A 23,203-nucleotide genomic window follows, 5' to 3' on the forward strand; every position below is an offset into this window, starting at 1 on the left:
GGTTTATCGCTGTCTATTATTCGATGATTTTAAATCATATACTGGGGGCATAATTGGCATAAAAGAGGTTGTATATGACAATAAAGCAGATTGAAATAGGCATAGTGCATTATCCTGGTGCTTTATTGTCGGCGGTTCAAGGTATCGCTGAGCAGTTCTATCTAGCCAATCAGATCTGTCAGCAGCATGACTTGGGTGAAGTGTTTAGTACTTCAATTTGCGTGAGTCAGCAGCTTGATGATGCTGATCATCATGGGGCATTTAAACCGCTTAATATTATTGTTTTACCGCCTTGTTTAGATGACAGTTACTATCTTAAGCCACAGCCATCTTTACTGGCTTGGTTAAAGCAGCAGCATAAAAATGGGGCAATAATTTGTTCGGTGTGTGCAGGGGCTTTTGTCTTAGCTGAAACGGGCTTATTGGATGGCCGTAAAGTGACGACTCATTGGGCTTTAGCGGATGATTTTGCTAAGCGCTTTCCTAACGTTATGCTTGAGACGAACAAGCTACTAATAAACGATACCGATATTATTACAGCGGGTGGTTTGATGAGCTGGATCGATTTGGGACTGGAGTTGGTTGCCCAATTCACAAACTCAAAAGTGATGCGCCAGTTAGGAAAGTTTCTGATCGTTGATACGGGACCGCGAGAGCAAAGTTATTATCAGAGCTTTTCGCCAAAATTAGATCATGGTGATGAGGCTATTATTAAAGCTCAACATCAGTTGCAGCGTAATTTTAAAAATACGATTGTTATTCAGCAGCTTGCGGAGCATTCCCATTTAACTGGGCGGACATTTTTACGGCGTTTTGTCAAAGCTACGGGACTGAAACCTACTCAATATTTGCAGCGTCTTCGTATTCAAAAAGCGTGTGAAATTATTGAGACAAGCACTACCTCTTTTGAGAACGTTGCAGCAGAAGTCGGTTATGAAGATTTAAGCGCTTTTAGGAAAACCTTTACTAAAATTACCGGCCAGACACCTAAAGAGTTTAAGAAGCGCTTTGTAAAATAACGCGTTTTTCAGTAGTTATCAGGGCTTCTTGAAGATTTTTGTTAGCAGGTGGTTTGCTTGTTTTTGCAAGAGCGCCTGATGCTTTGGTGTGACTTTAAGCAGCAGTACTTTATCTTCATCTTCTCGGCGAATATCCGCTTGTTCCAGCAAAGCACGTTTTAGTAAAGGTGCTTCAGTTAGCGCTGTATGGCTAATTAGTTCGTTGCTGTTTGTAGTGCGGGTGAGGAAGTGAGCTTCCTCTTTGACTAAGGAGTGCTTGTCATAATGCCCACGTGATAGGGACATTTGTAAGCTTAGGACAGGCTGAAAGCCTTTAATTCTTGCTTGGTTGAAGCCTTTATATAAGAGACTAAAAAGTATGGCCGCGCATAGTGCGTTTATGCCATGGCTATCGTTACTGTCTCGTAATTCAAAACGTAGCAGTATATCGTTATTTTCTAGTTGTTCGGACTCGCCGTTATAAATTCGCGCGACCTGTTTAGCTAAATGAAGGTAGACATTGAGCAAGGTCGCTTTTTCATCAGGATGCATGTTATCTGAACTGGCCGTATTGCTATCTATGTAAAACAGGTAAATGGCATCTTGTGGTGCTAGAAATAACTCTAATTCGTCTTCAAATGAGTAGAGTCCAAGCTGTACCTCTTTTCGTTCGCGCATTTCATCCGGCATTGTTTCTTTAAAGAGCGGATTTTTAGTTTTTGTCGGGCTTTCGTCAGTATTATCCTGTTTTTCATCTATAAGCTCCTCTTCAATTGAGAACTCATCTGGGCTTGCAGTAGCTTGAGCGTGCTCTAAATCTTGCGGATGATGTTCGAATTTTGGCATCTGCGGAGCATTGCTATGTTCTGGTTTGAGTAGATCAACAAGAGATTCAGTGTGTAGTTGATCATCTTGTGTGGCATCGTTTTGAAAGTCCGTTTCCGTTTCTCGCAGAGGGTAGTCGTTAGCAGTGGTTTGAGGAGTGGTATCTATTTCATCCACTGCTGATCCTGTGTCGCTGTTTGTCGATATGGATGTTTCTGTATTGGAGAGGGAGCTGTCTTCTATCGCACTAATATCGCTATGGCGCCCTTCATTTTGTATAGCTAAAGATTCGGAGAATGTAAGGCCGGATAAACGATCAGGAGCGGGGTCGTCCGGTGTTTGCTCCTCTTGTTCATCGGTTGTTGGGTAGTGTCCAAAGTACCAAATAACGAGTAATGACAAGAGAGCTATTGCACAAGCTAGAAAGAGTAGAGGCCAGAACTGACTGCGTAGAGCTTGTTTGAGTGGCTCGGGGGTTAGCCATAACGTAACTGTGGCAATGATTTTCTCTTGCTGTATAAGCCGCTGTTGTAATTTTATGTCATTTGCTTCGCCAGACCTGGCGATAATTACGCCGGATTGATCCGCTACCTGTAAGCCTTTGATATAGGGAATCTGCTGCAGTTCATTTAAAAGATAATTAAGGCTGACGCGATCATTTGAGAGAAGTAGCGGGCGAATTAAAATATCGCTTTGCTGAGCAAGTGCCTTGCCTAAATGTTGAGTCTCACTCTCAGCTTGCCTCGCAGTGGAAAACTGCATGAAAAGGATACCAAGGCTTAACCCTGAAAATAGAATTAAGCCGACAATAACCAGAAGGTTTTGTCTTGAACGGTTGTTTTTGAATCGGCTTAATGTCACAGGGCAAAATTAGCTCAAAATGGATCGAAAGTCAGATAATAACAGTTCATAACGGCGAGTGTGAATATCAATTGCATTCTGACCATGACCCCGCGTTGTCAGGCAGGTATAATAATGGGCTTAATGATAGGAAGGACGGCGATGAACGTACAAGAATATATGATCGAATTAGGCGAGAACGCACGTGATGCGGCTCGTTTAGTAGCAAAAGCAGATACTAACCTGAAAAATCAGGCTCTGTTGGCCATGGCTGATGCAATCGATAGTAGCCGACCGGAACTACATGCAGCGAACGCTTTAGACCTAGACGGTGGTCGTAAAAACGGTTTAGATTCAGCGATGTTAGACCGTTTGGAGCTAACTGATGCTCGAATCGATACAATGATCGAAGGTCTTCGCCAAGTAGCGACCTTAGCTGATCCTGTTGGCGCGATTAATGATCTTAAATACCTGCCAAGTGGTATTCAGGTGGGTAAGATGCGTGTGCCTCTCGGTGTCATTGGTATTATTTATGAGTCTCGCCCTAATGTAACGGTTGAAGCGGCGAGCCTTTGTCTTAAATCCGGTAATGCGACCATTTTACGTGGTGGCTCGGAAGCGATTCATTCTAATCAGGCGGTTGCTAACTGTATTAAAGCGGGGCTGAAATCTGCGGGCTTACCTGAACATGCGGTACAGGTTGTGGAGACCACAGATCGTGAAGCGGTAGGGCAGATGATTACTATGCCTGAATATATAGATGTTATTGTGCCACGTGGCGGTAAAGGCCTTATCGAACGGGTGAGTCGCGATGCTAAAGTTCCAGTGATCAAGCATCTTGATGGCATCTGCCATGTTTATATTGACGATCAGGCCGATGCGGGTAAAGCGGTTAATATTGCGTTAAATGCGAAAACTCACCGCTATGGCACCTGTAATACGATGGAAACGCTGTTAGTGAATAGCTCAATTGCTGAGGAAGTTCTGTCAGAGCTGTCTGAACGTTATCAGGCTGCGGGTGTCGAATTGAGGGGCTGTGAGCGGACCCGTAAGCTGCTTCCGCATATTAAATTAGCGACAGAAGAGGATTGGAGTACTGAGTACCTTGCTCCTGTTTTGTCGATTAAATTGGTTGATAATATGGATGAAGCTATTCTCCATATTAATCGTTATGGGTCGCATCATACGGATTCAATCGTGACTGAAAACTACACTAAATCACGGGCATTCCTACGTGAAGTGGATTCCAGTTCGGTGATGGTGAATGCATCAACGCGCTTTGCGGATGGGTTTGAATATGGTTTAGGGGCTGAAATCGGTATCTCTACTGATAAGATCCATGCCCGTGGTCCTGTTGGTCTTAATGGTTTGACCTCAGAAAAATATGTTGTTCTGGGTGATGGTCATATCAGGCAGTAATGATCATATGAGCGTTAATGCTTACGTGTTTATGGGTGGGACTTTTGATCCTATCCATAACGGCCACTTAAGAACGGCTTTAGAACTTCAACAATGGATGGGAGTAGAGAAGGTATGTTTAATTCCTTCTAGAGATCCTGTTCATCGTAAAACGCCAGGTAGAACCGCAGAGCAGCGGCTGGAAATGGTTGAGTTAGCAGTCGCTGATGAGCCTGCTTTAGCAGTGGATAAGCGAGAAGTACTATCTACTCAGCCATCTTACTCATTGCACACATTGGAATCTTTGCGTCGTGAACTAGGCGAGAGTGCTTCTATCTGTATGATTATGGGTATGGATGCTTATCAGACATTGCCTCATTGGCATGAATGGCAGCGTTTTACGGATTTTGCACATTTGCTGGTGGTAAAACGGCCCGGCTATAGCTTGCCTCAATGTGAGGTGCTGAATAAATTTACAGAAAAACACCAAACGACAAGTTTACAGCAAGTGTTATCGACCCCTGCTGGTTGTGTGCTTTTTCATGAGCTGACACCTATAGGGGTTTCAGCGACTCAGATTCGCCAAACTATAGCGCAAGGGCACTCCCCGCGTTATCTGTTTCCAGATCAAGTTTGGCAATATATCCAAGACAACCGTCTTTACGGTTTAACTAATTGAAGCGAAATAATGCAAACTGAAAAAGTAATTGAGATTGTTCATAACGCCCTTGAAGATATGAAAGCAAAAGAGATCGTGGATCTTGATGTGCGAGGCCGCTCAACCGTAACTGATTATATGGTTATAGCCAGTGGTACGTCGAAGCGCCATGTGGGAGCTATTGCCGAAGAGGTAGGTATCCAAATTAAAGCTGCAGGTCTTCTACCTTTAGGTTCAGAAGGGCAAGGTGTTAGTGATTGGATACTGGTCGACTTAGGCGACGTGGTTGTACATATCATGATGCCGGATGCGCGTGAGTTTTATGATTTAGAACGCCTCTGGGGCGTTGATAAAGACGCATAAAACTTTTTATGAAAATTCGGATCATAGCTATTGGTGGGAAGATGCCTTCGTGGGTTAATGAAGGCTATCGTGAGTATGAAAAGCGTCTACCGAATGACTTTCAATTAGAGATGATTGAATTGCCTTTAGGTCATCGCGGTAAAAGTAGCGATATAGCTAAAGCAAAAAAGCAGGAGGGTGACCAAATGCTTGCTGCTATCCCTAAAGGGGATCGAGTTATTGCGTTAGAAGTGCTTGGCAAAAACTGGTCAACGGAGCAACTCGCCACTCAAGTGGAAGATTGGCGTATGGACGGGCGTAATATTAGCTTGTTGATTGGTGGCCCCGATGGTTTAGATAGCCGTTGTTCTGCTATGGCGGATCAAAAGTGGTCCCTTTCTGCATTAACTCTACCCCATCCGTTGGTTCGTGTGATGTTGGCTGAGCAACTTTATCGTGCTTGGACTGTCATTCAAGGACACCCCTACCATAAATAATGGTTAATTTACTTATAGAGAAGAAGCGCTGACGTATATGGGAGCAGAACGCTTAAAAGATCATTCAAAAGAGAGTCGTACATTTAAAGTGCGTGCCGTCTTGGCCTTTTTTGTCGTGGTAGTGATGCTGTGTATACTTGTTGGCCGACTCTATTACCTTCAGGTTGTAGAGCATGATCGCTACGCCGCCATGTCGGAAGCTAATCGTGTTCAATTGCAGCCCGTGCCGCCGACACGAGGGCTTATTTACGACCGTAATGGTGTACTGCTCGCAGATAATAGGCCTAGTTACAGCGTAACGATCCTAAAAGAAGAGGTGAACGACCTTGATGCCACGCTGGTGGCCTTACGTTCCCTGATTCCTATTACAGATCGTGAAGTTGAAAGCTTTAAAAAACGCTTGTATCAACGGCGCCGCCCCTTTGAGTCAATACCTGTACGTTTCCGTCTCACGGAAGATGAAATTGCCAAAATCTCGGTAAACTATCATCGTTTGCCGGGTGTGAGGGTCGAGGCTGAATTAATACGTTATTATCCTTACGGGAAGTCGCTGGTTCATGCGATGGGCTATGTGGGGCGAATCAATGAGAAAGAACTCGGCCGTGTTGATTCTACTAATTACGCTGCAACCCATTACATAGGTAAACTGGGTATTGAGAAGTTTTATGAAGACAAACTTCACGGTGAAGTGGGCTTTCAAAAGGTAGAAACTAATGCCCGTGGCCGCGTTATGCGAGTATTAGAGCGGCGTGATCCCCGCCCAGGCAGTGATATCGTTTTGCACTTGGATTTGCGCCTACAACAAATCACAGAAAAACTGATAGAAGGACGGCGTGCATCTATTGTTGCGATCGATCCGAAAACCGGCGGTATATTAGCCTTAGTCTCTACGCCCGCTTATGACCCTAATATGTTTGTTACGGGGATCTCGTCGAAAGACTATAAAGCACTGAGGGAATCCCCTGACCTGCCTCTGTTTAATCGCGCTATTCGTGGACGTTACCCTCCCGGTTCTACAATTAAGCCGATGATTGCTTTGTCTGCCATTGATAGTGGTGTTGTAACACCTAATTACACTATTTTTGATCCGGGTTGGTATTCGTTAACCCACGGCGGTCGTAAATATCGAGATTGGAAAAAAGTGGGCCATGGTCGTGTAAATATGTATGAGGCGATTGCCCAGTCTTGTGATACTTGGTTTTACGATGTATCTCATAAAATGGGGGTCGACCCCATGTCAAAATATTTGGGTATGTTTGGTTTTGGTCAGGTGACAAGTTTGGATTTACCTGAAGCGCTAGGGGCGATTTTACCCTCAAAAGAGTGGAAAAAAAGAGCACGTAAAACGCCATGGTACACAGGTGATTCCCTTAATATGAGTATTGGACAGGGGTTCTTTGTTGCGACACCTTTGCAGTTGGCTACATCGATGGCTGTGATTGCCAATCGAGGTGAGTGGGTTGCGCCTCGTTTGCTTAAGGGAACGAAAAAGATCAATGATGCAGGAGCGGAGGTGTTAGAGTCTGCTGATTTCTCTGATGGCAAACCAACACCCGCTGATGTTGTATTAAATGATGAGCAACATTGGAATGATATTATCAAAGGTATGCGTGATGTAATGCACGCTAAAAATGGTACTGCACGTCGTTCTGGGGCTAATTCTAGCTATGAAATCGCAGGTAAAACGGGTACGGCACAAGTGGTCGGCATTAAACAAGACGCAGTCTATGATGCTGATAAATTAGCAGAAATTCATCGCGATCATGCTTTGTTTACTGCTTTTGCACCAGTTGATGATCCAAAAATCGCGATTGCTGTGATTGTCGAAAATGGCGGGGGAGGTTCCAGTACTGCAGCACCTATAGCACGTAAGGTACTTGATGCATATCTCCTTGGTATAGATCCGTTTGCGGAGGCTGAGGATGATAAATAATCGTGAATTTGAGCGCTATATGCCTGAAGCGCATGATCATTTGCGCCAAAGGCCCAGTCTTTGGAGTTACACGCGCTTAGATGGTTGGCTGTTGTTACTGCTATTTTTGTTGTGTGGATTTGGCTTATTTATTCTATATAGCGCTTCAGGCCAAGATATAGGGTATGTCACGCGCCAAGCGATACGTATGGGTGCGGGTTTTGTTGTGATGGTTTTTTTAGCCCAGTTAACGCCACGTTTTTTTGGTCGCTGGGCTCTTTGGCTCTATGTCATAGGCGTACTATTACTGGTGTGCGTAATGTTGTTTGGGGTTGGCGCTAAAGGTGCCCAACGCTGGATCGCTTTACCTGGGTTCAGGTTTCAGCCTGCTGAAATTATGAAATTGATTTTGCCTTTAACTGTGGCCTATTACTTGGCCCATCGCTCACTTCCGCCTAGCTTTAGGCATATATTTATTTGTTTAGCGCTGATTGCTGTACCGACTGTGTTTATTATGAAACAGCCTGACTTAGGGACATCACTACTGATTGCGGCATCAGGGGTGTTTGTGCTTTTACTATCGGGTATTTTGTGGCGATATATTTTTATAGCTGTAGGTATTGGATCAGCGGCATTGCCTGGGTTGTGGGCTGTGATGAAAGATTATCAGAGGCAACGTGTTCTTACCTTTCTTGATCCGGAGAGCGACCCACTCGGTTCAGGTTGGAATATTATTCAATCAAAAACGGCTATAGGTTCAGGGGGAATAGATGGTAAAGGTTGGCTGAGTGGCACCCAATCCCAGTTAGATTTTTTACCTGAATCCCATACGGATTTTATTATTGCGGTGGTCGCTGAGGAACTTGGCTTCATTGGTGTACTCATACTGTTAACTTTGTATGTGTTGATCATTGCTAGAGGGTTAGTGATAGCCGCTAGGGCGCCGGATAGTTTCGGACGTTTGTTAGCTGGCAGTTTAACCTTAACGTTCTTTGTATATGTTTTTGTAAATATAGGTATGGTGAGCGGTTTGTTGCCGGTTGTGGGCGTACCACTTCCTATGGTTAGCTATGGAGGAACATCTATTGTTACGCTTATGGCTGGATTTGGAATGATCATGTCGGTTTATAGCTATAGGACCATGCTTTTAAAGTAAGGATTAGCAAGCGGTGTAGTTTAGGTTATATAAACCTGTGTTAGATCAAGTAGTTGGATTGTGGTCTATTTATGGATTTTTTATTGGGAGTTTAGAGTGAATCAGTCTTTGTTATTTACGGTTGTTTTGGCGGCCAGTCTGTCTCTTAGTGGTTGTGCAACGTCAGTGGAGCAATCTGCTGCTACTCAAGATGAAAGTTCGCCGAAAAGTGAGGTTGAAAAACAGACTGTAACTCCAGATAAGGACGTTGTCGTAACGCCGGTAACGCCAAGTAAGAAAGTCGTTGCAACCCCAGAAAAACCGGTTAAAGAGTCTGTAGAGAAGATTACTGAGCCTTTGTTGTCGGGTTCTTATGCTGATTACCCTCAGGCTCAAGCATTTATCGATGAGATGAAAACAGAAGGTTTTAGTGAAGCTTATTTAAAAGGTGTTTTGGGCGAAGCGAAAAGGCAGCAATCCATTTTAAAGGCGATCTCTCGTCCGGCAGAAAAAAGCTTAAATTGGGGTGAGTACCGTAAGATCTTCATACAACCAAAACGTATAAAACAGGGCGTTCAGTTTTGGCAAGAAAACCAGGCAGCGTTAGCCTTAGCTGAAAAAACCTATGGAGTTCCCGCTGAGGTTATTGTTTCTATTATTGGTGTAGAAACCCGTTACGGCCGAATTATGGGTAGTTATCGAGTGTTAGATGCGGTGGCGACCCTAGGTTTTGATTATCCAAGACGTAGTGCGTTTTTTCTGGGGCAGTTGAAAGAGTATCTGCGTTTAGTGCGTGAAGAAAAAACTGATGTTACCGCTCATAAAGGTTCTTATGCGGGAGCGATGGGGTATGGGCAGTTTATTCCATCCAGTTACCGTAGCTTTGCTATAGATTTTGATAATGATGGCCATCGTGATATCTGGAAAAATAAAACAGATGCTATAGGTAGTGTGGCTAACTATTTTGCTGAACATGGTTGGAAAAAAGGTGAGCCAGTCATTAGTGCTGTTTCTTTTAGCCAAACGGCGGATGAGGCATGGTTTAGTAAAGGCCGGAAAGGATTAATCCCTGAGTTGACGATTGCTGATTGGCAGCAAAGAGGGGTAGAGCCTGAGTTGACGTTGTCGCCTGAAGGTAAAGCTATTCTAATGAGATTAGAGATAGGTGAAGATGCTCAATATTGGTTAGGTTTACATAACTTTTATGTGATCACTCGCTATAATCACAGCAAGCTTTATGCAATGGCTGTTTATCGTTTAAGTGAGCAGATTAAAATGGCTTATGCGCAGTCGCTTTCAGAAAAAACTGTAACGCAAAATAAAAAGTAGAGTGAAGTATGTATAACAAGCTCTTTATTTTCAGTTTTATTGTGTTACTCGCGGGCTGTTCCTCTACGAGTGAAAATAGTGGCCGCTATTCCATGAAGCACGATAAAGCGCCAGATGCACCTGTTGATGTTTCGCATGTGAAGGATGCCGTGCCTCAGGTAGAGCCTAAAAGCAGAGGCGGAAATAAAAGCCCGTATACTGTGTTAGGTAAGCAATATTATGTGATGCCGAACGCTAATGGTTATACCGCTACTGGAACAGCATCTTGGTACGGACGTAAATTTCATGGTCATCAAACCTCTAATGGTGAGGTTTATGATATGTATAAAATGTCTGCTGCACATAAAAGTTTGCCTCTACCAACTTACTTACGGGTAACTAATTTAGCTAATGGTCGCCAAGTTATTGTGAGGGTGAATGATCGAGGCCCGTTTCATGGTAATCGTTTGATCGATCTTTCTTATGCGGCTGCTTCCAAGCTGGATATGCTCAGTAAAGGCACCGCTCATGTGAAAATTGAAGCCCTTGATCCGCGCGCTTGGCAAAACTCAGAGAACCTTATATCTTCGCCGGTTGTGAATCATCAAGTTTCTGTGGCGGGGAGATATTTACAGGTAGGTGCGTATTCAAGCCGCGCATCTGCTGAGTATGTTGAAAGTCAGTTAAGACCTATTTTGACCGATCTCGCGGTGATTATTCGTCCACTGACTAATCAGCAGGGAACTGTTTTACATAGAGTCCAAATAGGCCCGCTGAAAAGTACGACCTCTTTGGCAGATTTAACTCAGAAGGTAGAACAAATGGGCTATGCAACTCCGCACTTGGTAGACTTCCCTTAATAGCTTAAGTAGAGTTACCTACGGCGTTAAGTGGACTTAAAGTAACTATGAAAATTAAGTGTGTTATCGCTACTATATTGCAGTATCAGTAGTGGCCTCACTTAGATTTCTTTAATGATTGTTTTGGATGAACATGTTTAATAAGGTTTGGTTTAAAAAGGTGTTTTTAAATAAAGTTTCAAAAGTATTTAGTCTGCTATTTTTGACTATTGCGGTTGTCAATTTTTCATCTGCCGCAAGTTTGATTCCAGCAGAACCTCAGATCGCAGCGACTGCGTACCTTGTTATCGATGCCGATACAGGCAAAATAATTGCCGCTAAAAATGAAAATGAGCGATTTGCCCCAGCCAGCTTGACGAAAATGATGACCGCTTACATCCTCGAATACGAATTGAGTAAAGGGAATGTAAGTACGGATGATCTAGTATTAATCAGTGAAAAGGCGTGGCGTACCCAAGGCTCGCGTATGTTTATTCGTGAAGGTACGCAAGTCCGTTTAGGTGATCTGATGAAAGGGATCGTTATTCAATCGGGTAACGATGCATCGGTTGCGGTAGCTGAACATATCGCGGGTAGTGAAGCCGCTTTTGCTGATTTGATGAATCAGCATGCAAAACTATTAGGTATGAAGAATACAAACTTCATGAATGCCACCGGCCTTCCTGCTGAGACACACGAGTCCTCAGCTTTTGATTTGGCCTTATTAGCTAAAGCGATAATCCAAGATTTCCCTGAGCATTATGGGATCTATTCGGAAAAATATTTTACATATAACAAAATTCGCCAACCTAACCGTAATAAGCTTTTATGGCGCGATAAAACAGTCGATGGGTTAAAAACTGGCCATACAGATGCTGCTGGTTACTGTCTAGTTGCTTCAGCTAAGCGTGATGGCATGCGTTTGATTTCGGTAGTACTCGGCACTAGTGATGAAGAGGCCCGTGCCCGTGAGAGCCAGAAGCTGCTTTCTTATGCTTTCCGTTATTATAGAACTCATCAGCTTTATGAAAGTAATGTTGTCTTGAATACTGCTAAAGTTTGGTCAGGCACTCAAGATCAATTACGTATCGGAATTTCTGATTCACTATCGGTAACTATCCCACGCGGTCAAGCGGATAAGCTGCAAGCGATAATGGATGTGGATAGGGTTATCACTGCACCTATAATGAAAGGTCAGGAGTTAGGTAAAGTGCGTGTAACCTTAGATGGGGATTTAGTAACGGAAGTGCCTTTAGTTGCAATGGATGCAATTCCTGAAGCGGGCCTATTAAAACGTATTTGGCACGCGATACTTTTATTCTTTACTAGTCTAATTGGGTAACTGTTTTTAGCGCTAGTCCTTTAATAATTGCATGGATGCCCGCATCTATATTAAATACTGAAGAGCTGAATGTAGCTTTGGTTCAGTTTTTAATATTGATGCGGGTGTTTGCGTTTAGGTTATATGAATACAGTTTATCTCAATGGTGAGTTTTTGCCGGCAGAGGAAGCCAAGGTTTCGGTATTCGATCGTGGTTTTCTGTTTGGTGATAGTGTTTATGAGGTGATCCCTTTTTATCAAGGGGTTGGTTTTCGTTTGCAAGCGCATCTTGATCGTTTAAATCACAGTTTAAGAGCGGTGCGCATTAAAAATGAGCAGCACTGGGAAGAAATTTTAGAGTCCCTTGTTGCGCGTAATGGCGGCGGTAATCTATCTGTTTATCTGCAAGTCACGCGCGGTAGTGCAGGTAAACGAAGCCACGCTTACGATGATTCACTAGAGCCAACAGTATTTGCGTGCTGCACACCTATAAAAGATGTCTGGAAAGCGGGTGTTGATAGTGTTGTCCCGCTAAAAGCTATAGTGACGGAAGATTTACGTTGGCATCGCTGTGATATTAAATCGACCTGCTTACTGCCTAATATTTTAGTGTTGCAGCAAGCGAAAGATGAAGGGGCTCAAGAGGCGCTGTTCTCACGTAATGATAAACTGACAGAAGGTTCTGCTTGTAACCTATTTTTGGTTAAACGCGGAGTTATTTATACACCTAAGCGTAGTTCTGAGATCTTAGGGGGTATTACGCGTGAGCTAATTCTTGAATTGGCAGACAAGCATGCTATTCAGTTTCAAGAAGTGGATATTGATTATCAGCAGTTACTGGTTGCTGATGAAGTTTGGGTTTCTAGCTCGACGCGCGGGATTGTGCCAGTGATAGAAGTCGATGGGCATAAGATCGGAAAGGGGCAGTCTGGGCCTGTATGGCACAAAATGTTTGAGCTTTTCGCAGATTTCCAACGTAAGTTAATGACGGGACTGTGATAGTTAGTGATTAGTGGTATGAATAGATGACAGATAAGCAGCAAGAAAGACCTAAAATTGAGTTTCCATGTCCTAACTACCCTATCAAAGTGGTAGGCAGAAATGACGATGACTTTCGTGACGTTGTGATCGAGATTGTTCGGGTACATGTGCCTGATTTTGATTTCACCTCGGTTACGCTTCAGGATAGTCGGAATGGTACCTTTCAGTCGGTACGGTTTACTATCACAGCTCAAGGTGTAGAACAGCTTGCTGCACTACATGAAGCATTAATTGCTTCAGAGCGCGTGAAGATGGTGATTTGATGCTTTCAGATCAGCTAATTGTACGAGATTTAGGTTTACTGCCTTATGAGCCCACTTGGCAGCAGATGCAATCCTTCACTAACGAACGTGGTGAAGATGTAGTTGATGAGATCTGGTCCTTGCAGCACGAACCTGTGTTTACGCAGGGGCAAGCGGGCAAAAAAGAGCATTTGTTAAACACAGGTGATATTCCTGTAGTACAAGTGGATCGAGGTGGGCAGGTGACGTACCACGGTCCTGGGCAGGCTATAATCTACCTAATGCTGAATCTTAAGCGTAAAAAGTTAGGTGTGCGTGAGCTTGTTTCTATAATGGAAGAGGCAGTTGTTGATACGCTTAACGAGTTTAATATCCATGCTTACCCAAAACCTGATGCACCTGGGGTCTATGTTGAGGGTAATAAGATCGCCTCTTTAGGTTTGAGAGTTAGACGGGGCTGTTCTTTCCATGGATTAGCACTAAATCTCGCGATGGACTTAGAACCTTTTTTAAGAATAAACCCATGCGGCTATGCGGGCATGGAGATGACACAGTTAGGTATGTTGGTAGAAGACCTTGATCAGGCTGATGCTACTCAGCATTTACTTAACCATTTGATTAGTAAACTCGGGTATGCAGAAGTGACCCGAAAAACCACTCTGGATTGAGTCTAAATGTCTGAACATAATAAAGCTACGGCGAAAAAACGAGTAGAGCAGGGCGTTAAATTACGTGGTGCTGATAAAGTTGATCGTATTCCAGTAAAGGTGATCCCAACTGAGAAAAGCGACATGCTACGTAAGCCAGAATGGTTGCGTGTCAGGATGGGTTCAAATGCTGAAGTACAACGGATTAAAGATAAGCTGAGAAAGCATAAGTTGGCTTCAGTTTGTGAAGAGGCAAGTTGTCCTAACCTAGGTGAGTGCTTTAGTCACGGTACCGCGACCTTTATGATCATGGGAGATATCTGTACCCGTCGTTGTCCATTTTGCGATGTGGCCCATGGCCGTCCAAATGAGCTTGATAGAAATGAGCCTAAAGAGTTAGCGGATGCTATCGCTGATATGGGGCTTCGTTATGTAGTCGTAACCTCAGTGGATCGTGATGATCTACGTGATGGTGGTGCTCAGCATTTTGCAGATTGCGTACGTGAGACCCGTGGACAAGTACCGAGTATTGAGATGGAGATCTTAGTACCTGATTTTCGTGGCCGTATGGATATAGCGATTGATATTCTTACCGAAACGCCACCCGATGTTCTTAATCATAATATGGAAACGGTGCCGCGCCTTTACAAAGCGGTACGCCCAGGATCTGATTATGAGTGGTCTTTACGTCTGCTGAAAAAATATAAAGCCAAAAATCCAAACGTTCGAACTAAGTCAGGGTTAATGGTGGGTATTGGTGAAACCAATGAAGAGATTATTCAAGTAATGAAAGATCTTCGTGCCCATGATGTAGACATGCTGACTATAGGGCAATATCTACAGCCGAGTGGTAATCATCTTAAGTTGGAGCGTTATGTAACGCCCGCGGAATTTGATGAGTTTGCTCGGATTGCAAAAGAACTCGGTTTTACCCACGCCGCTTGTGGCCCGCTAGTGCGCTCCTCATATCATGCAGACTTACAGGCTAAAGGTGAGAAAGTTAGTTAAAAGCAAGTAAATAGGGCTCTCTTTATCGGTATGCCCTGCATAAAGACCGTCTCCCACATAGGTGCCTTATGTGGGAGGCTTCCTTCCTCTTTTGTTTGAATCTTACATGATTAAGTAATGCTTAGTCTTTCATATCAATGAAATCGTATTATTCTGCGTTGTTGATCGCTTCTATATTGTTTTTTACTCTACTAACAATTAAATTAGAAATATCTAATTTAATTGTTATGGAGCAGTTCAATGAGTACAAAAACAATCACTGTTATGGCTAGTATGGGCTCAGGTTGTGCAATAACTGCGGATATTCGAGAGCATCATGTAGTGATTGATCAGCCAACGGCTAATGGTGGTGGTAATCAAGGGCCAACACCTTTAGAGTATTTTTTGTTCTCATTAGCGGGTTGTATCGGCAGTATTGGGCATATTGCTGCGGGTCAGCAGAAGATTGATCTTAGAGCCATGAATATTAAAGTTGAAGCTGACCTTAATTCAATGGGCTTACTGGGAAAACCTACTGAGGATCGTACTGGATTTCAGCAGATTCGCGTTGAGGCTACCATTGATGCTGATCTAACTGACGCTGAGAAGTTGGTGTTTTTAAATGAGGTTTGTGAGCGTTGCCCATTACATGACAACATAAAACTGGCGACTGATGTTGTGCACTGTCTTGTTTAAGTGCAAGTTTCATCGCTAAGGCCAGAGAGCTGGGTGTTTTCATCTAGCTCTTTATCGAATCGACCTAACTGTTTACAGACAATGTCAGTAAAACCCTCCATTATTCCTATTGTGTGAATTTATCTATTTTAAATAAATAGGGGTCTTTAAGATGTGGCGTAACACAATGTTTACAACGCCTGTTATTAGCTCGTTTTTACGATTTTTTTCTCTAGTTTTGCTTAAGGTATGTGGCTGGAAGGTGGAAGGCTCTTTTCCAAAAGATATGAGGCAGTGCGTATTAATTGCTGCGCCACATACGACTAATTGGGATATGCCGTTTTCATTGATGATCGCTTTTGCATTGAGGATGCCGCTGCATTGGGTTGGTAAATCAAGTATTTTTAAATTTCCATTTGGTTTTTTGATGCGTTGGATGGGAGGAATACCGGTCGACCGTGTGAAAAAAAATAATATGGTTGATGCGACCGTTGATAAATTTAAAACTTATCCCGATCTGAAAATTATGATGGCCCCTGAAGGAACTCGATCTCAAGTAACCCATTGGAAATCAGGTTTTTATCATATAGCGGATGGCGCAGGGGTGCCTATTGTTTTGGGCTTTATAGATTATAAAAATAAACGAGGAGGGATTTTAGGCGTATTTCATACACAGGGTAATTATGAAGATGATTTAAAATTGATCCAAAAATACTATCAGCCTTATATGTGATAAAAACATTATCTATTAAGATGTCTTTCAATAAGGTTTACCGTGTACTCAGATACAGCCTCAGCTTGATTGTCCGATAGCTGGGTGAATGTGATCATGTCGTGTTTAGACGAAGCCTTGTTGAACTTGATCATCAACATGACTTTATAAGGTTTTAAGTTTTTTTCCCCAGCATAGCGTTCCATATTGGCGCCAGGACCTTTCTGCTCGTGACAGTTTTTGCAGTAATAGTTATAGAGTTCCTCTCCCGACTGCATGTTTTCAGGGGTTATTTCCCCATCGCAGCCACTCAGTAAAATGGCCGTTAGGATCAGTGTAGATGCCCGTTGAGATAAGTGCATAGGTAATTATACGCCTTGTGACTTTATAGTTATCATAGTTAATTTTGTCAGGTTGAGCTAATAGATCAAGGATATAAACTGCAAGCGGTGAATGCTATCCGGCTGTTTTACACTAGGTTTTAATATGTGCGGGCATTGAGAAGGGTTAATGGTTGCCCTGCTAACGTAAGCGAGATGGAGGTGAGAAGTAGCCAAGCATCACCCGATGCAAGCCCTTTAACTATTTTATCAACTTCGGCACCTTGCTGTAGAGCTAAGTTTATCTGTTCAGCTGAAATGCGCTGAGCTGTTTTACGGACAAGAGGTTTACGTTTCCCCCATATTCTTTCCCGTTGGCATACGGCATCGAACGATTGACCATTCTGTTGAGCTTGTTGGATAGCAGATAAGCTCCGTAGCTCTTTTGAAAGTGCCCATAGAGCAACCGGTGGCTCTGTACCATCCTGTTTAAGTGCCTGAAGTATCTTACAGCAACGAGCGGCCTGTCCATTTAACGCAGCATCGATCAGACCATAAATATCATATCGTGAACTATCAGATACTGAGTCGATAACATCGTCAGCGGTAACAACTTGATTAGGGAAGAGTAAGCTTAGTTTATTGATCTCTTGTTTTGCTGCAAGCAAATTGCCTTCAATACGATCGCATAAGAGTTGTATTGCTTCTTCATTCAGTTGTAGGTCGATCTGTGCAGCGCGTTGCCTAATCCAATTAGGTAGTTGTTCTGTTTCTACAGGCCAGATCTCTATGATAATTCCGCATTTATCAATGGCTTTGAACCATGCGCTCTTTTTGGCACTGCCATCGAGCTTATTTGCGGTGATTAAAAGGATATTGTCTGGTGCGGGATTATTAAGATAGCTTTGTAGTAGCTCACTGGATTTTTTATTCAGCTTTTGACTACCTAAGCGGAGCTCAATAATTTTCTTTTCAGCGAATAGCGATAAAGCGTTGGCGCATTCGAGAAGGTATTCCCAGTTAAAACTACCATCTACATGGAGTACTTCACGTTCATTAAAGCCTTGTTGCTGTATGCGGCTACGGAGCAAATCTGAGCTTTCTTCTAAAATAAGCGGCTCATCGCCGGTAATAAAATATACCGGCGCTAGGCCTTTTTTTAGCTGAGCTTCTAGCTGCTCCGGACGTAGCTTCATTCTGACTTATTATTACTGGCTAGATAGCGGCGTAATATAGTTTGTGCAATAGAGTCGTATAACTCGCCACGTAGAAGCTCCTCTTGCTCTGAACTTGCTGCCGCAGCGTCTGTGTCATAAGTGTAGATTCGTTCGCGCTGAATTTTGATGCTTTGTGTAAGAGGTTGTCCTTGCTTATCGGTTATAAGCATAGTCACCTCTGCAGAGATCTCATATTCATCTACATCAGCACTGCTGCTTATGGTCGCTGCACGGCGTTTATAGCGAAAGTTTGAAAGACGAATCTGATAGTTCGCATTATCAATCTCACTGATGCCATTAAACTTCATGTTTTGTCGCAAGCTACGGAGTAACTGATTATTAGTGTTACCTGGTATCAGTGTTACGAGTTTCTTATCTTCGGATACGTCTTGTATTCCTCTAAGTTGAAAGCCGCAGGCAGATATAAGGCTGAATAGGGTTAGTATCAACACGAACTGCCCTATTAATGTTTTCCACTGTCTAATCATGTTTACTCCTTAACCAGCGATTTCGCTTTAACCTACAACAATGTTAACTAAGCGGCCAGGTACAACAATTTTTTTACGGATTGTTTTATCCGCCATGTGCTTTTGTACGTTTTCATCGGCTAAGGCGGTATGAAGAATCATATCTTCATCTGCATCAGCAGCAACGTTGATTTTGGCTCTTACCTTACCGTTGACTTGGATAACGAGTTGCACTGTATCTTGGATAAGCGCTGATTCGTCTACTGTTGGCCATGGGGCGGTAAGTACTTCAGAGTGACCTAACTCTTGCCACAGTTGATGACTAATATGAGGCACTATAGGTGATAGCAGTAAGACAGCAGCTTCAAGCGCTTCTTGCATAACTGCGCGGCCTTGTTCGCTAATATCGACGAATTTAGCGACTGTGTTAGACAGCTCCATAACCGCAGCAATTGCAGTGTTGAAGGTTTGGCGACGCTCCATATCATCACTTACTTTTTGAATAGTAGAATGAACTTTACGGCGTAGTTCTTTCTGCACATCAGTCAAACTGTCTTTGTCGATCGCAGCCGATGAGCCACCTACGTTTAGGTGATCATGGACTTGCTTCCAAAGACGCTTAAGGAAACGGTGAGCACCTTCTACACCGGTATCTGACCATTCTAAAGATTGCTCAGGTGGTGCAGCAAACATCATAAATAAACGCACAGTATCTGCGCCGTATTTATCGATCATGATCTGTGGATCGATGCCGTTATTCTTTGATTTTGACATTTTCGACATGCCGTCGTGCTTAAGGCTTTGGCCTGTAGTGCGGTGGGTTGCACTGATTACACGGCTTTTTTCATCAGTCTGAATATCGACTTCGTTGGGCGCGATCCAAACTTGCCCGCCTTTATCGTCTTCGTAGTAGAAGCTATCAGCGAGCACCATGCCTTGGCAAAGAAGACGTTTAAATGGCTCGTCACTGTCTACAAGTCCTTCATCACGCATTAACTTATGGAAGAAGCGTGAGTAGAGAAGGTGAAGAATGGCGTGTTCGATACCGCCGATATATTGATCGACAGGCAGCCAATAATTCGCTTTTTCTGGTTCAAGCATAGCATTGCCACTGCTACGTGAAGCATAGCGCGCGTAATACCATGATGATTCCATAAAGGTATCAAAGGTATCGGTTTCTCGTTCTGCGGGACCGCCACATTTAGGGCAGGTGGTATTAATGAAACTTTCCATTTTTTTGATTGGAGAGCCGCTACCATCAAACTCAACATCAGTAGGAAGAACAACGGGTAGTTGATCTTCCGGTACAGGAAGTGCTCCGCAGCTTGGGCAATTGATTACAGGAATTGGTGCGCCCCAATAACGTTGGCGGGATACGCCCCAGTCACGTAAACGGAAATTAACAGTGACTTTGCCTTTACCTTTAGCTTCTAGATCAGCCGCAATCGCTTTAAAGGCAACATCAAATTCTAAATCATCATAGTTGCCAGAGTTAACTAAGGCGCCTTTTTCTGTATAGGCTTCAAGGCTTAGGTCAACGGCAGAGTCGTCCAGTGGACGGATAACCTGTTTGATCTCTAGACCATATTTGGTTGCGAACTCCCAATCACGCTGGTCGTGGCCAGGTACAGACATCACTGCGCCTGAGCCATAATCCATCAATACAAAGTTAGCCGTCCAAACAGGTACTTCTTTACCGGTAAGAGGGTGTATAGCGTTAATGCCTAGCGCCATACCTTTCTTTTCCATGGTTGCCATATCAGCTTCGGCAACTTTAATGTTTTTGCACTCATCAATAAATGTAGCGAGCTCTGCGTTGTTTGCAGCTGCTTGTTGGGCAAGCGGGTGTTGTGCTGCAACAGCAACGTAGGTAACGCCCATTAGCGTGTCTGGTCGTGTTGTGAATACTTCTAGTGGACCATAATTAGCAACATCAAAGGTAAGTTCAACCCCTTCAGAGCGACCGATCCAGTTTTTCTGCATCGTACGAACTTGCTCTGGCCACTCATCAAGTTTGTCTAAGTCTGACAGTAACTGATCTGCGTAGTCAGTAATTTTAAGGAACCACTGCGGGATTTTTTTGCGTTCGACTAATGCGCCAGAACGCCAGCCGCGACCATCAATAACCTGCTCGTTGGCTAGAACCGTCTGGTCAACCGGGTCCCAGTTTACTTCTGCTTCTTTTTTATAAACTAGGCCTTTATCCATCAACTTAGTAAAGAACCACTGTTCCCAACGGTAGTATTCTGGATGACAAGTAGCGAGTTCGCGGTTCCAGTCATAACCAAAACCCATAAGTTGCAGTTGGTTACGCATGTAATCAATGTTTTCGTAGGTCCATTTAGCCGGTGCTACGTTGTTTTTCATTGCCGCGTTTTCTGCAGGCAAACCAAATGCATCCCAACCCATAGGTTGCAGAACATTCTTACCTTGCATACGCTGGTAACGGGAAACTACATCTCCGATTGTGTAGTTACGAACATGCCCCATATGGAGTCGACCGCTAGGGTACGGAAACATGGATAGGCAGTAGAATTTTTCTTTCTGCAGATCCTCTTCGCACTTAAAGCTATCGTTATCTTTCCAATGTTGCTGGACCTGTGGCTCAATCTTTTGTGGGCGGTATTGTTCGTTCATGTTCGTAAATCGTGATGCCTTTGATAGAAAAACCGGCATCTTTTGATGCCGGTTAATAAAAGTTTGCTTATTGGGGTATAGCATACAATATATACAGGTAAGCAAACAGAGTTTCCGCTCATAACGAGGTGGTTTTATGTCGCAAAATAATGATAAGCAAAATAAATTAGCTTCTGAGGACTACGATAGGGTCTTGTTACGTCTTACTAAAGACCTAGAGAATTCAAAAGCGGGTTCTTGGGATCTTTTGCAAGAGAAAATCCATGATGCTGTAGAGCTTGAATTGGCAGCAGAGGAGATGACTCGCGATGAGCTTGATTTGCTGAAAGCCTATTTAGCTAGAGATCTAAAACAGCTAGGTTATTACGCGAATGAAACAGGTGAAGGTTTAGCTGCATGGCTAGGTTTTGATCTTAATATACTAGAACAGACATTGATTGAGCAGTTGAGATTAATTGCAGATCAAACACGTATAGGGCAAGAGGCGCTTCGAGAGCGTTTAGATCATACTGATCAGCAATATATGGTGGGAGAGTTGGCGACAGTAGGCACCCTTGAATGTCTGAATTGTGGGACTCAATTTAATCTGTATAAAACTGAAAAACTCAAACCTTGTTCTGAGTGTGAGCAAGGTTATTTCAAGCGCGTGTCAGCGCCTTGGCCTCACAACTAAGCTTTAAATGGGCTTATCTAAAATTGGGATAGCGCTTAGCGTTATCTTGATTTTTGCGTTTCCCCATAGATAGAACAGTTAAGCCAAGTGCTAGTAGTAACACTGGCAGTGATCCGTAGCGCTGAAAAGGGGTTTCTCCTTCCATTCCGTATGCTGTCCCTCGTAAAACCGCTGCCTGAAATTGTGGTAGCTGATCTACTATGCCGCCTTCCGCATCAATTAGCGCAGTAATACCGTTATTGGTTCCACGTATGACCCAGCGACCATTTTCTACTGCTCTCACCCGTGCTATTTGTAGATGCTGTGCGGGCGCAATGGATCTCCCAAACCAAGTGTCATTGGAGACGGTTAGTATAATATCTGCGTGTTTTGATGCATCTCGTACCAGTTCTGGATAGGCGATCTCATAACAAATGGCAGCACTGAGTTTTACTTGCTCAACCGTTAATAAAGGCTGCTGCGCATTAGGAAGTGAAAAGCTAGACATGGGAAGATTAAAAAAATCAAAAAGTCCTCGAATATAGTTTTCCATAGGTACGTATTCGCCAAAAGGAACAAGGCGCTGTTTATGGTAAATACCGCTGCCGCTCGTCAGTACGGCTAAGCTGTTGTGGATAAGGTAGCCTTTAGGGTGGTTCTTATCGGGTATAGCGCTAGGCAGGCCACTGATTAATGTAGTGTCTTTTGTATCTAAATCATTGAGTAGCTCAGCCAGAGGTGTTGCTGCATATCTGAACAGCGAAGGGATGGCTGTTTCTGGCCAGAGCACTAGCTGTGCATCTAAATGGTCTCTTGTGAGCGTTTCATATTTAGTGAATATATCTTCACGGTAGTTTGCATCCCACTTCACCGCCTGCGCAATATTAGGCTGAACTATGGCCACGGTAAGAGTTTTTTCGTTAGGTGTTGTCCATTGCAGTGGTAATAGATAGCTACCGATTAGAGGTAGGGGAGCAATTAGCAGCGGGAGCAGTTTTCGTGATCTTAACAGTTCTGCGATAGCTAATGCTGTGATTAATATAGCGGCGCTGGCTAACCATACTCCGCCTAAAGAAAGGGTGTTCTGGTAGGGGGTATCTAAGGATGCGTTACCTAAATATAACCAAGGGAATCCGGTAAATAACCAGCTTCTTAGCCATTCAAAGAGTAGCCATAGGCCAATAAAACTGGCGGATAAGAATTTAGCAGAAAAGAGTTTTTTCCAGAGATAAAGCTGCATGCTAAAAAGCAGCGCGAGAGCTGCGACAAAGAGCGTGGTTAAGCCGATCGCTATAGGTAAAGGGGTTTGGCTATGTTCTGAAATACTGACAAAAACCCATGATACACCACTGCCAAAAAAGCCCAATCCGAAGGACCAGCCAAGCAGTGCACTTTGCTTATTGTTTTTTTTGTAGCTTGAAAGGTAAAGAATCGCCGGTGGAATAAGCGCTAAATAGGGAATGTTGAAGGGGGCTAGGCTAGGGGCAATCAATGCCCCTGCAATTAAACATATAATAAATTGCAGAGGCATAG

The 23,203-nt window shown here is 43.5% G+C and carries 23 protein-coding genes; 17 read left to right on the forward strand and 6 right to left on the reverse strand.

The features are described 5' to 3' along the window. The first annotated feature begins 74 nt into the window (after window positions 1-74). Window positions 75-1,019: a GlxA family transcriptional regulator gene (locus A3774_RS08200; RefSeq protein ID WP_067866038.1), complete on the forward strand. Its 945-nt coding sequence runs from the start codon at window positions 75-77 to the stop codon at window positions 1,017-1,019. Between the two features lie 18 nt (window positions 1,020-1,037). Here A3774_RS08200 and A3774_RS08205 read toward each other — a convergent pair whose 3' ends face one another. Further along, window positions 1,038-2,585, reverse strand: coding sequence for a hypothetical protein (locus tag A3774_RS08205; protein WP_067866042.1), 1,548 nt, complete (start codon window positions 2,583-2,585; stop codon window positions 1,038-1,040). 240 nt (window positions 2,586-2,825) lie between these two features. On the opposite strand from A3774_RS08205, the gene A3774_RS08210 reads away from it, so the two are divergent. The 15 genes from A3774_RS08210 to A3774_RS08280 all read left to right on the forward strand — a co-directional run bounded on the left by A3774_RS08210 (window position 2,826) and on the right by A3774_RS08280 (window position 16,398). Further along, window positions 2,826-4,082: a glutamate-5-semialdehyde dehydrogenase gene (locus tag A3774_RS08210; RefSeq protein WP_067866045.1), complete on the forward strand. Its 1,257-nt coding sequence runs from the start codon at window positions 2,826-2,828 to the stop codon at window positions 4,080-4,082. Window positions 4,083-4,089: 7 nt separating this feature from the next. Beyond that, a complete protein-coding gene (gene nadD, locus A3774_RS08215) occupies window positions 4,090-4,740 on the forward strand; it encodes a nicotinate-nucleotide adenylyltransferase (RefSeq protein ID WP_067866250.1) in 651 nt (216 codons plus the stop codon). A 9-nt stretch (window positions 4,741-4,749) separates the two neighbouring features. Beyond that, the gene (gene rsfS / locus A3774_RS08220; RefSeq protein ID WP_067866048.1) at window positions 4,750-5,082 is read left to right on the forward strand and encodes a ribosome silencing factor; all 333 of its coding nucleotides are present in this window, start codon (window positions 4,750-4,752) and stop codon (window positions 5,080-5,082) included. 8 nt (window positions 5,083-5,090) lie between these two features. Continuing rightward, window positions 5,091-5,558 (forward strand): 23S rRNA (pseudouridine(1915)-N(3))-methyltransferase RlmH, encoded by a 468-nt coding sequence (gene rlmH / locus A3774_RS08225; RefSeq protein ID WP_067866052.1) that lies wholly within the window; start codon window positions 5,091-5,093, stop codon window positions 5,556-5,558. Between the two features lie 37 nt (window positions 5,559-5,595). Continuing rightward, on the forward strand, window positions 5,596-7,491 hold the full coding sequence (mrdA, locus tag A3774_RS08230) for a penicillin-binding protein 2 (protein WP_067866055.1): 1,896 nt from the start codon (window positions 5,596-5,598) through the stop codon (window positions 7,489-7,491). After that, window positions 7,484-8,626, forward strand: a complete 1,143-nt coding sequence (rodA, locus tag A3774_RS08235; protein ID WP_456264838.1) for a rod shape-determining protein RodA — start codon at window positions 7,484-7,486, stop codon at window positions 8,624-8,626. Before mrdA ends, rodA begins: the two co-directional genes overlap by 8 nt. Window positions 8,627-8,722: 96 nt before the next feature. Continuing rightward, window positions 8,723-9,934 (forward strand): lytic murein transglycosylase B, encoded by a 1,212-nt coding sequence (gene mltB / locus A3774_RS08240; protein ID WP_067866059.1) that lies wholly within the window; start codon window positions 8,723-8,725, stop codon window positions 9,932-9,934. 8 nt (window positions 9,935-9,942) lie between these two features. Then, entirely contained in the window at window positions 9,943-10,773 is an 831-nt protein-coding gene (locus A3774_RS08245; protein WP_067866062.1) for a septal ring lytic transglycosylase RlpA family protein, read from the forward strand. Between the two features lie 133 nt (window positions 10,774-10,906). Continuing rightward, on the forward strand, window positions 10,907-12,094 hold the full coding sequence (locus A3774_RS08250) for a D-alanyl-D-alanine carboxypeptidase family protein (protein WP_067866064.1): 1,188 nt from the start codon (window positions 10,907-10,909) through the stop codon (window positions 12,092-12,094). 123 nt (window positions 12,095-12,217) lie between these two features. Then, complete coding sequence (locus tag A3774_RS08255) at window positions 12,218-13,072, forward strand: D-amino acid aminotransferase (RefSeq protein ID WP_067866067.1); 855 nt, start codon at window positions 12,218-12,220, stop codon at window positions 13,070-13,072. A 26-nt stretch (window positions 13,073-13,098) separates the two neighbouring features. Beyond that, window positions 13,099-13,377 carry a YbeD family protein gene (locus tag A3774_RS08260; protein WP_067866070.1) on the forward strand — a complete coding sequence of 93 codons (279 nt, stop codon included), beginning with the start codon at window positions 13,099-13,101 and terminating at the stop codon, window positions 13,375-13,377. Continuing rightward, the gene (gene lipB / locus A3774_RS08265; RefSeq protein WP_067866073.1) at window positions 13,377-14,024 is read left to right on the forward strand and encodes a lipoyl(octanoyl) transferase LipB; all 648 of its coding nucleotides are present in this window, start codon (window positions 13,377-13,379) and stop codon (window positions 14,022-14,024) included. The genes A3774_RS08260 and lipB overlap by 1 nt, the downstream gene beginning before the upstream one ends. A gap of 6 nt (window positions 14,025-14,030) precedes the next feature. Beyond that, window positions 14,031-15,011: a lipoyl synthase gene (gene lipA, locus A3774_RS08270; protein WP_067866075.1), complete on the forward strand. Its 981-nt coding sequence runs from the start codon at window positions 14,031-14,033 to the stop codon at window positions 15,009-15,011. A 240-nt stretch (window positions 15,012-15,251) separates the two neighbouring features. Continuing rightward, entirely contained in the window at window positions 15,252-15,686 is a 435-nt protein-coding gene (locus tag A3774_RS08275; RefSeq protein WP_067866078.1) for an OsmC family protein, read from the forward strand. A 151-nt stretch (window positions 15,687-15,837) separates the two neighbouring features. Next, window positions 15,838-16,398: a lysophospholipid acyltransferase family protein gene (locus A3774_RS08280; RefSeq protein WP_067866081.1), complete on the forward strand. Its 561-nt coding sequence runs from the start codon at window positions 15,838-15,840 to the stop codon at window positions 16,396-16,398. Between the two features lie 8 nt (window positions 16,399-16,406). On the opposite strand, the gene A3774_RS08285 is transcribed toward A3774_RS08280, so the two are convergent. From A3774_RS08285 to leuS, 4 genes are all read right to left on the reverse strand, one after another. Beyond that, on the reverse strand, window positions 16,407-16,739 hold the full coding sequence (locus A3774_RS08285; protein ID WP_067866084.1) for a c-type cytochrome: 333 nt from the start codon (window positions 16,737-16,739) through the stop codon (window positions 16,407-16,409). A gap of 119 nt (window positions 16,740-16,858) precedes the next feature. After that, window positions 16,859-17,893: a DNA polymerase III subunit delta gene (holA, locus tag A3774_RS08290; protein ID WP_067866088.1), complete on the reverse strand. Its 1,035-nt coding sequence runs from the start codon at window positions 17,891-17,893 to the stop codon at window positions 16,859-16,861. Further along, window positions 17,890-18,402 (reverse strand): LPS-assembly lipoprotein LptE, encoded by a 513-nt coding sequence (locus A3774_RS08295; RefSeq protein WP_067866091.1) that lies wholly within the window; start codon window positions 18,400-18,402, stop codon window positions 17,890-17,892. The genes holA and A3774_RS08295 overlap by 4 nt, the downstream gene beginning before the upstream one ends. Window positions 18,403-18,429: 27 nt before the next feature. Further along, on the reverse strand, window positions 18,430-21,018 hold the full coding sequence (gene leuS, locus A3774_RS08300; protein WP_067866094.1) for a leucine--tRNA ligase: 2,589 nt from the start codon (window positions 21,016-21,018) through the stop codon (window positions 18,430-18,432). Window positions 21,019-21,154: 136 nt separating this feature from the next. Here leuS and A3774_RS08305 point away from each other — a divergent pair, with 136 nt between their 5' ends. Next, a complete protein-coding gene (locus A3774_RS08305) occupies window positions 21,155-21,691 on the forward strand; it encodes a zinc ribbon-containing protein (protein ID WP_067866097.1) in 537 nt (178 codons plus the stop codon). Between the two features lie 13 nt (window positions 21,692-21,704). On the opposite strand, the gene lnt is transcribed toward A3774_RS08305, so the two are convergent. Beyond that, window positions 21,705-23,201 (reverse strand): apolipoprotein N-acyltransferase, encoded by a 1,497-nt coding sequence (lnt, locus tag A3774_RS08310; RefSeq protein WP_067866101.1) that lies wholly within the window; start codon window positions 23,199-23,201, stop codon window positions 21,705-21,707. Window positions 23,202-23,203: the final 2 nt, after the last annotated feature.

Source organism: Neptuniibacter marinus (assembly GCF_001597725.1).
In the GTDB taxonomy this organism is placed as follows: Bacteria; Pseudomonadota; Gammaproteobacteria; order Pseudomonadales; family Balneatricaceae; genus Neptuniibacter; species Neptuniibacter marinus.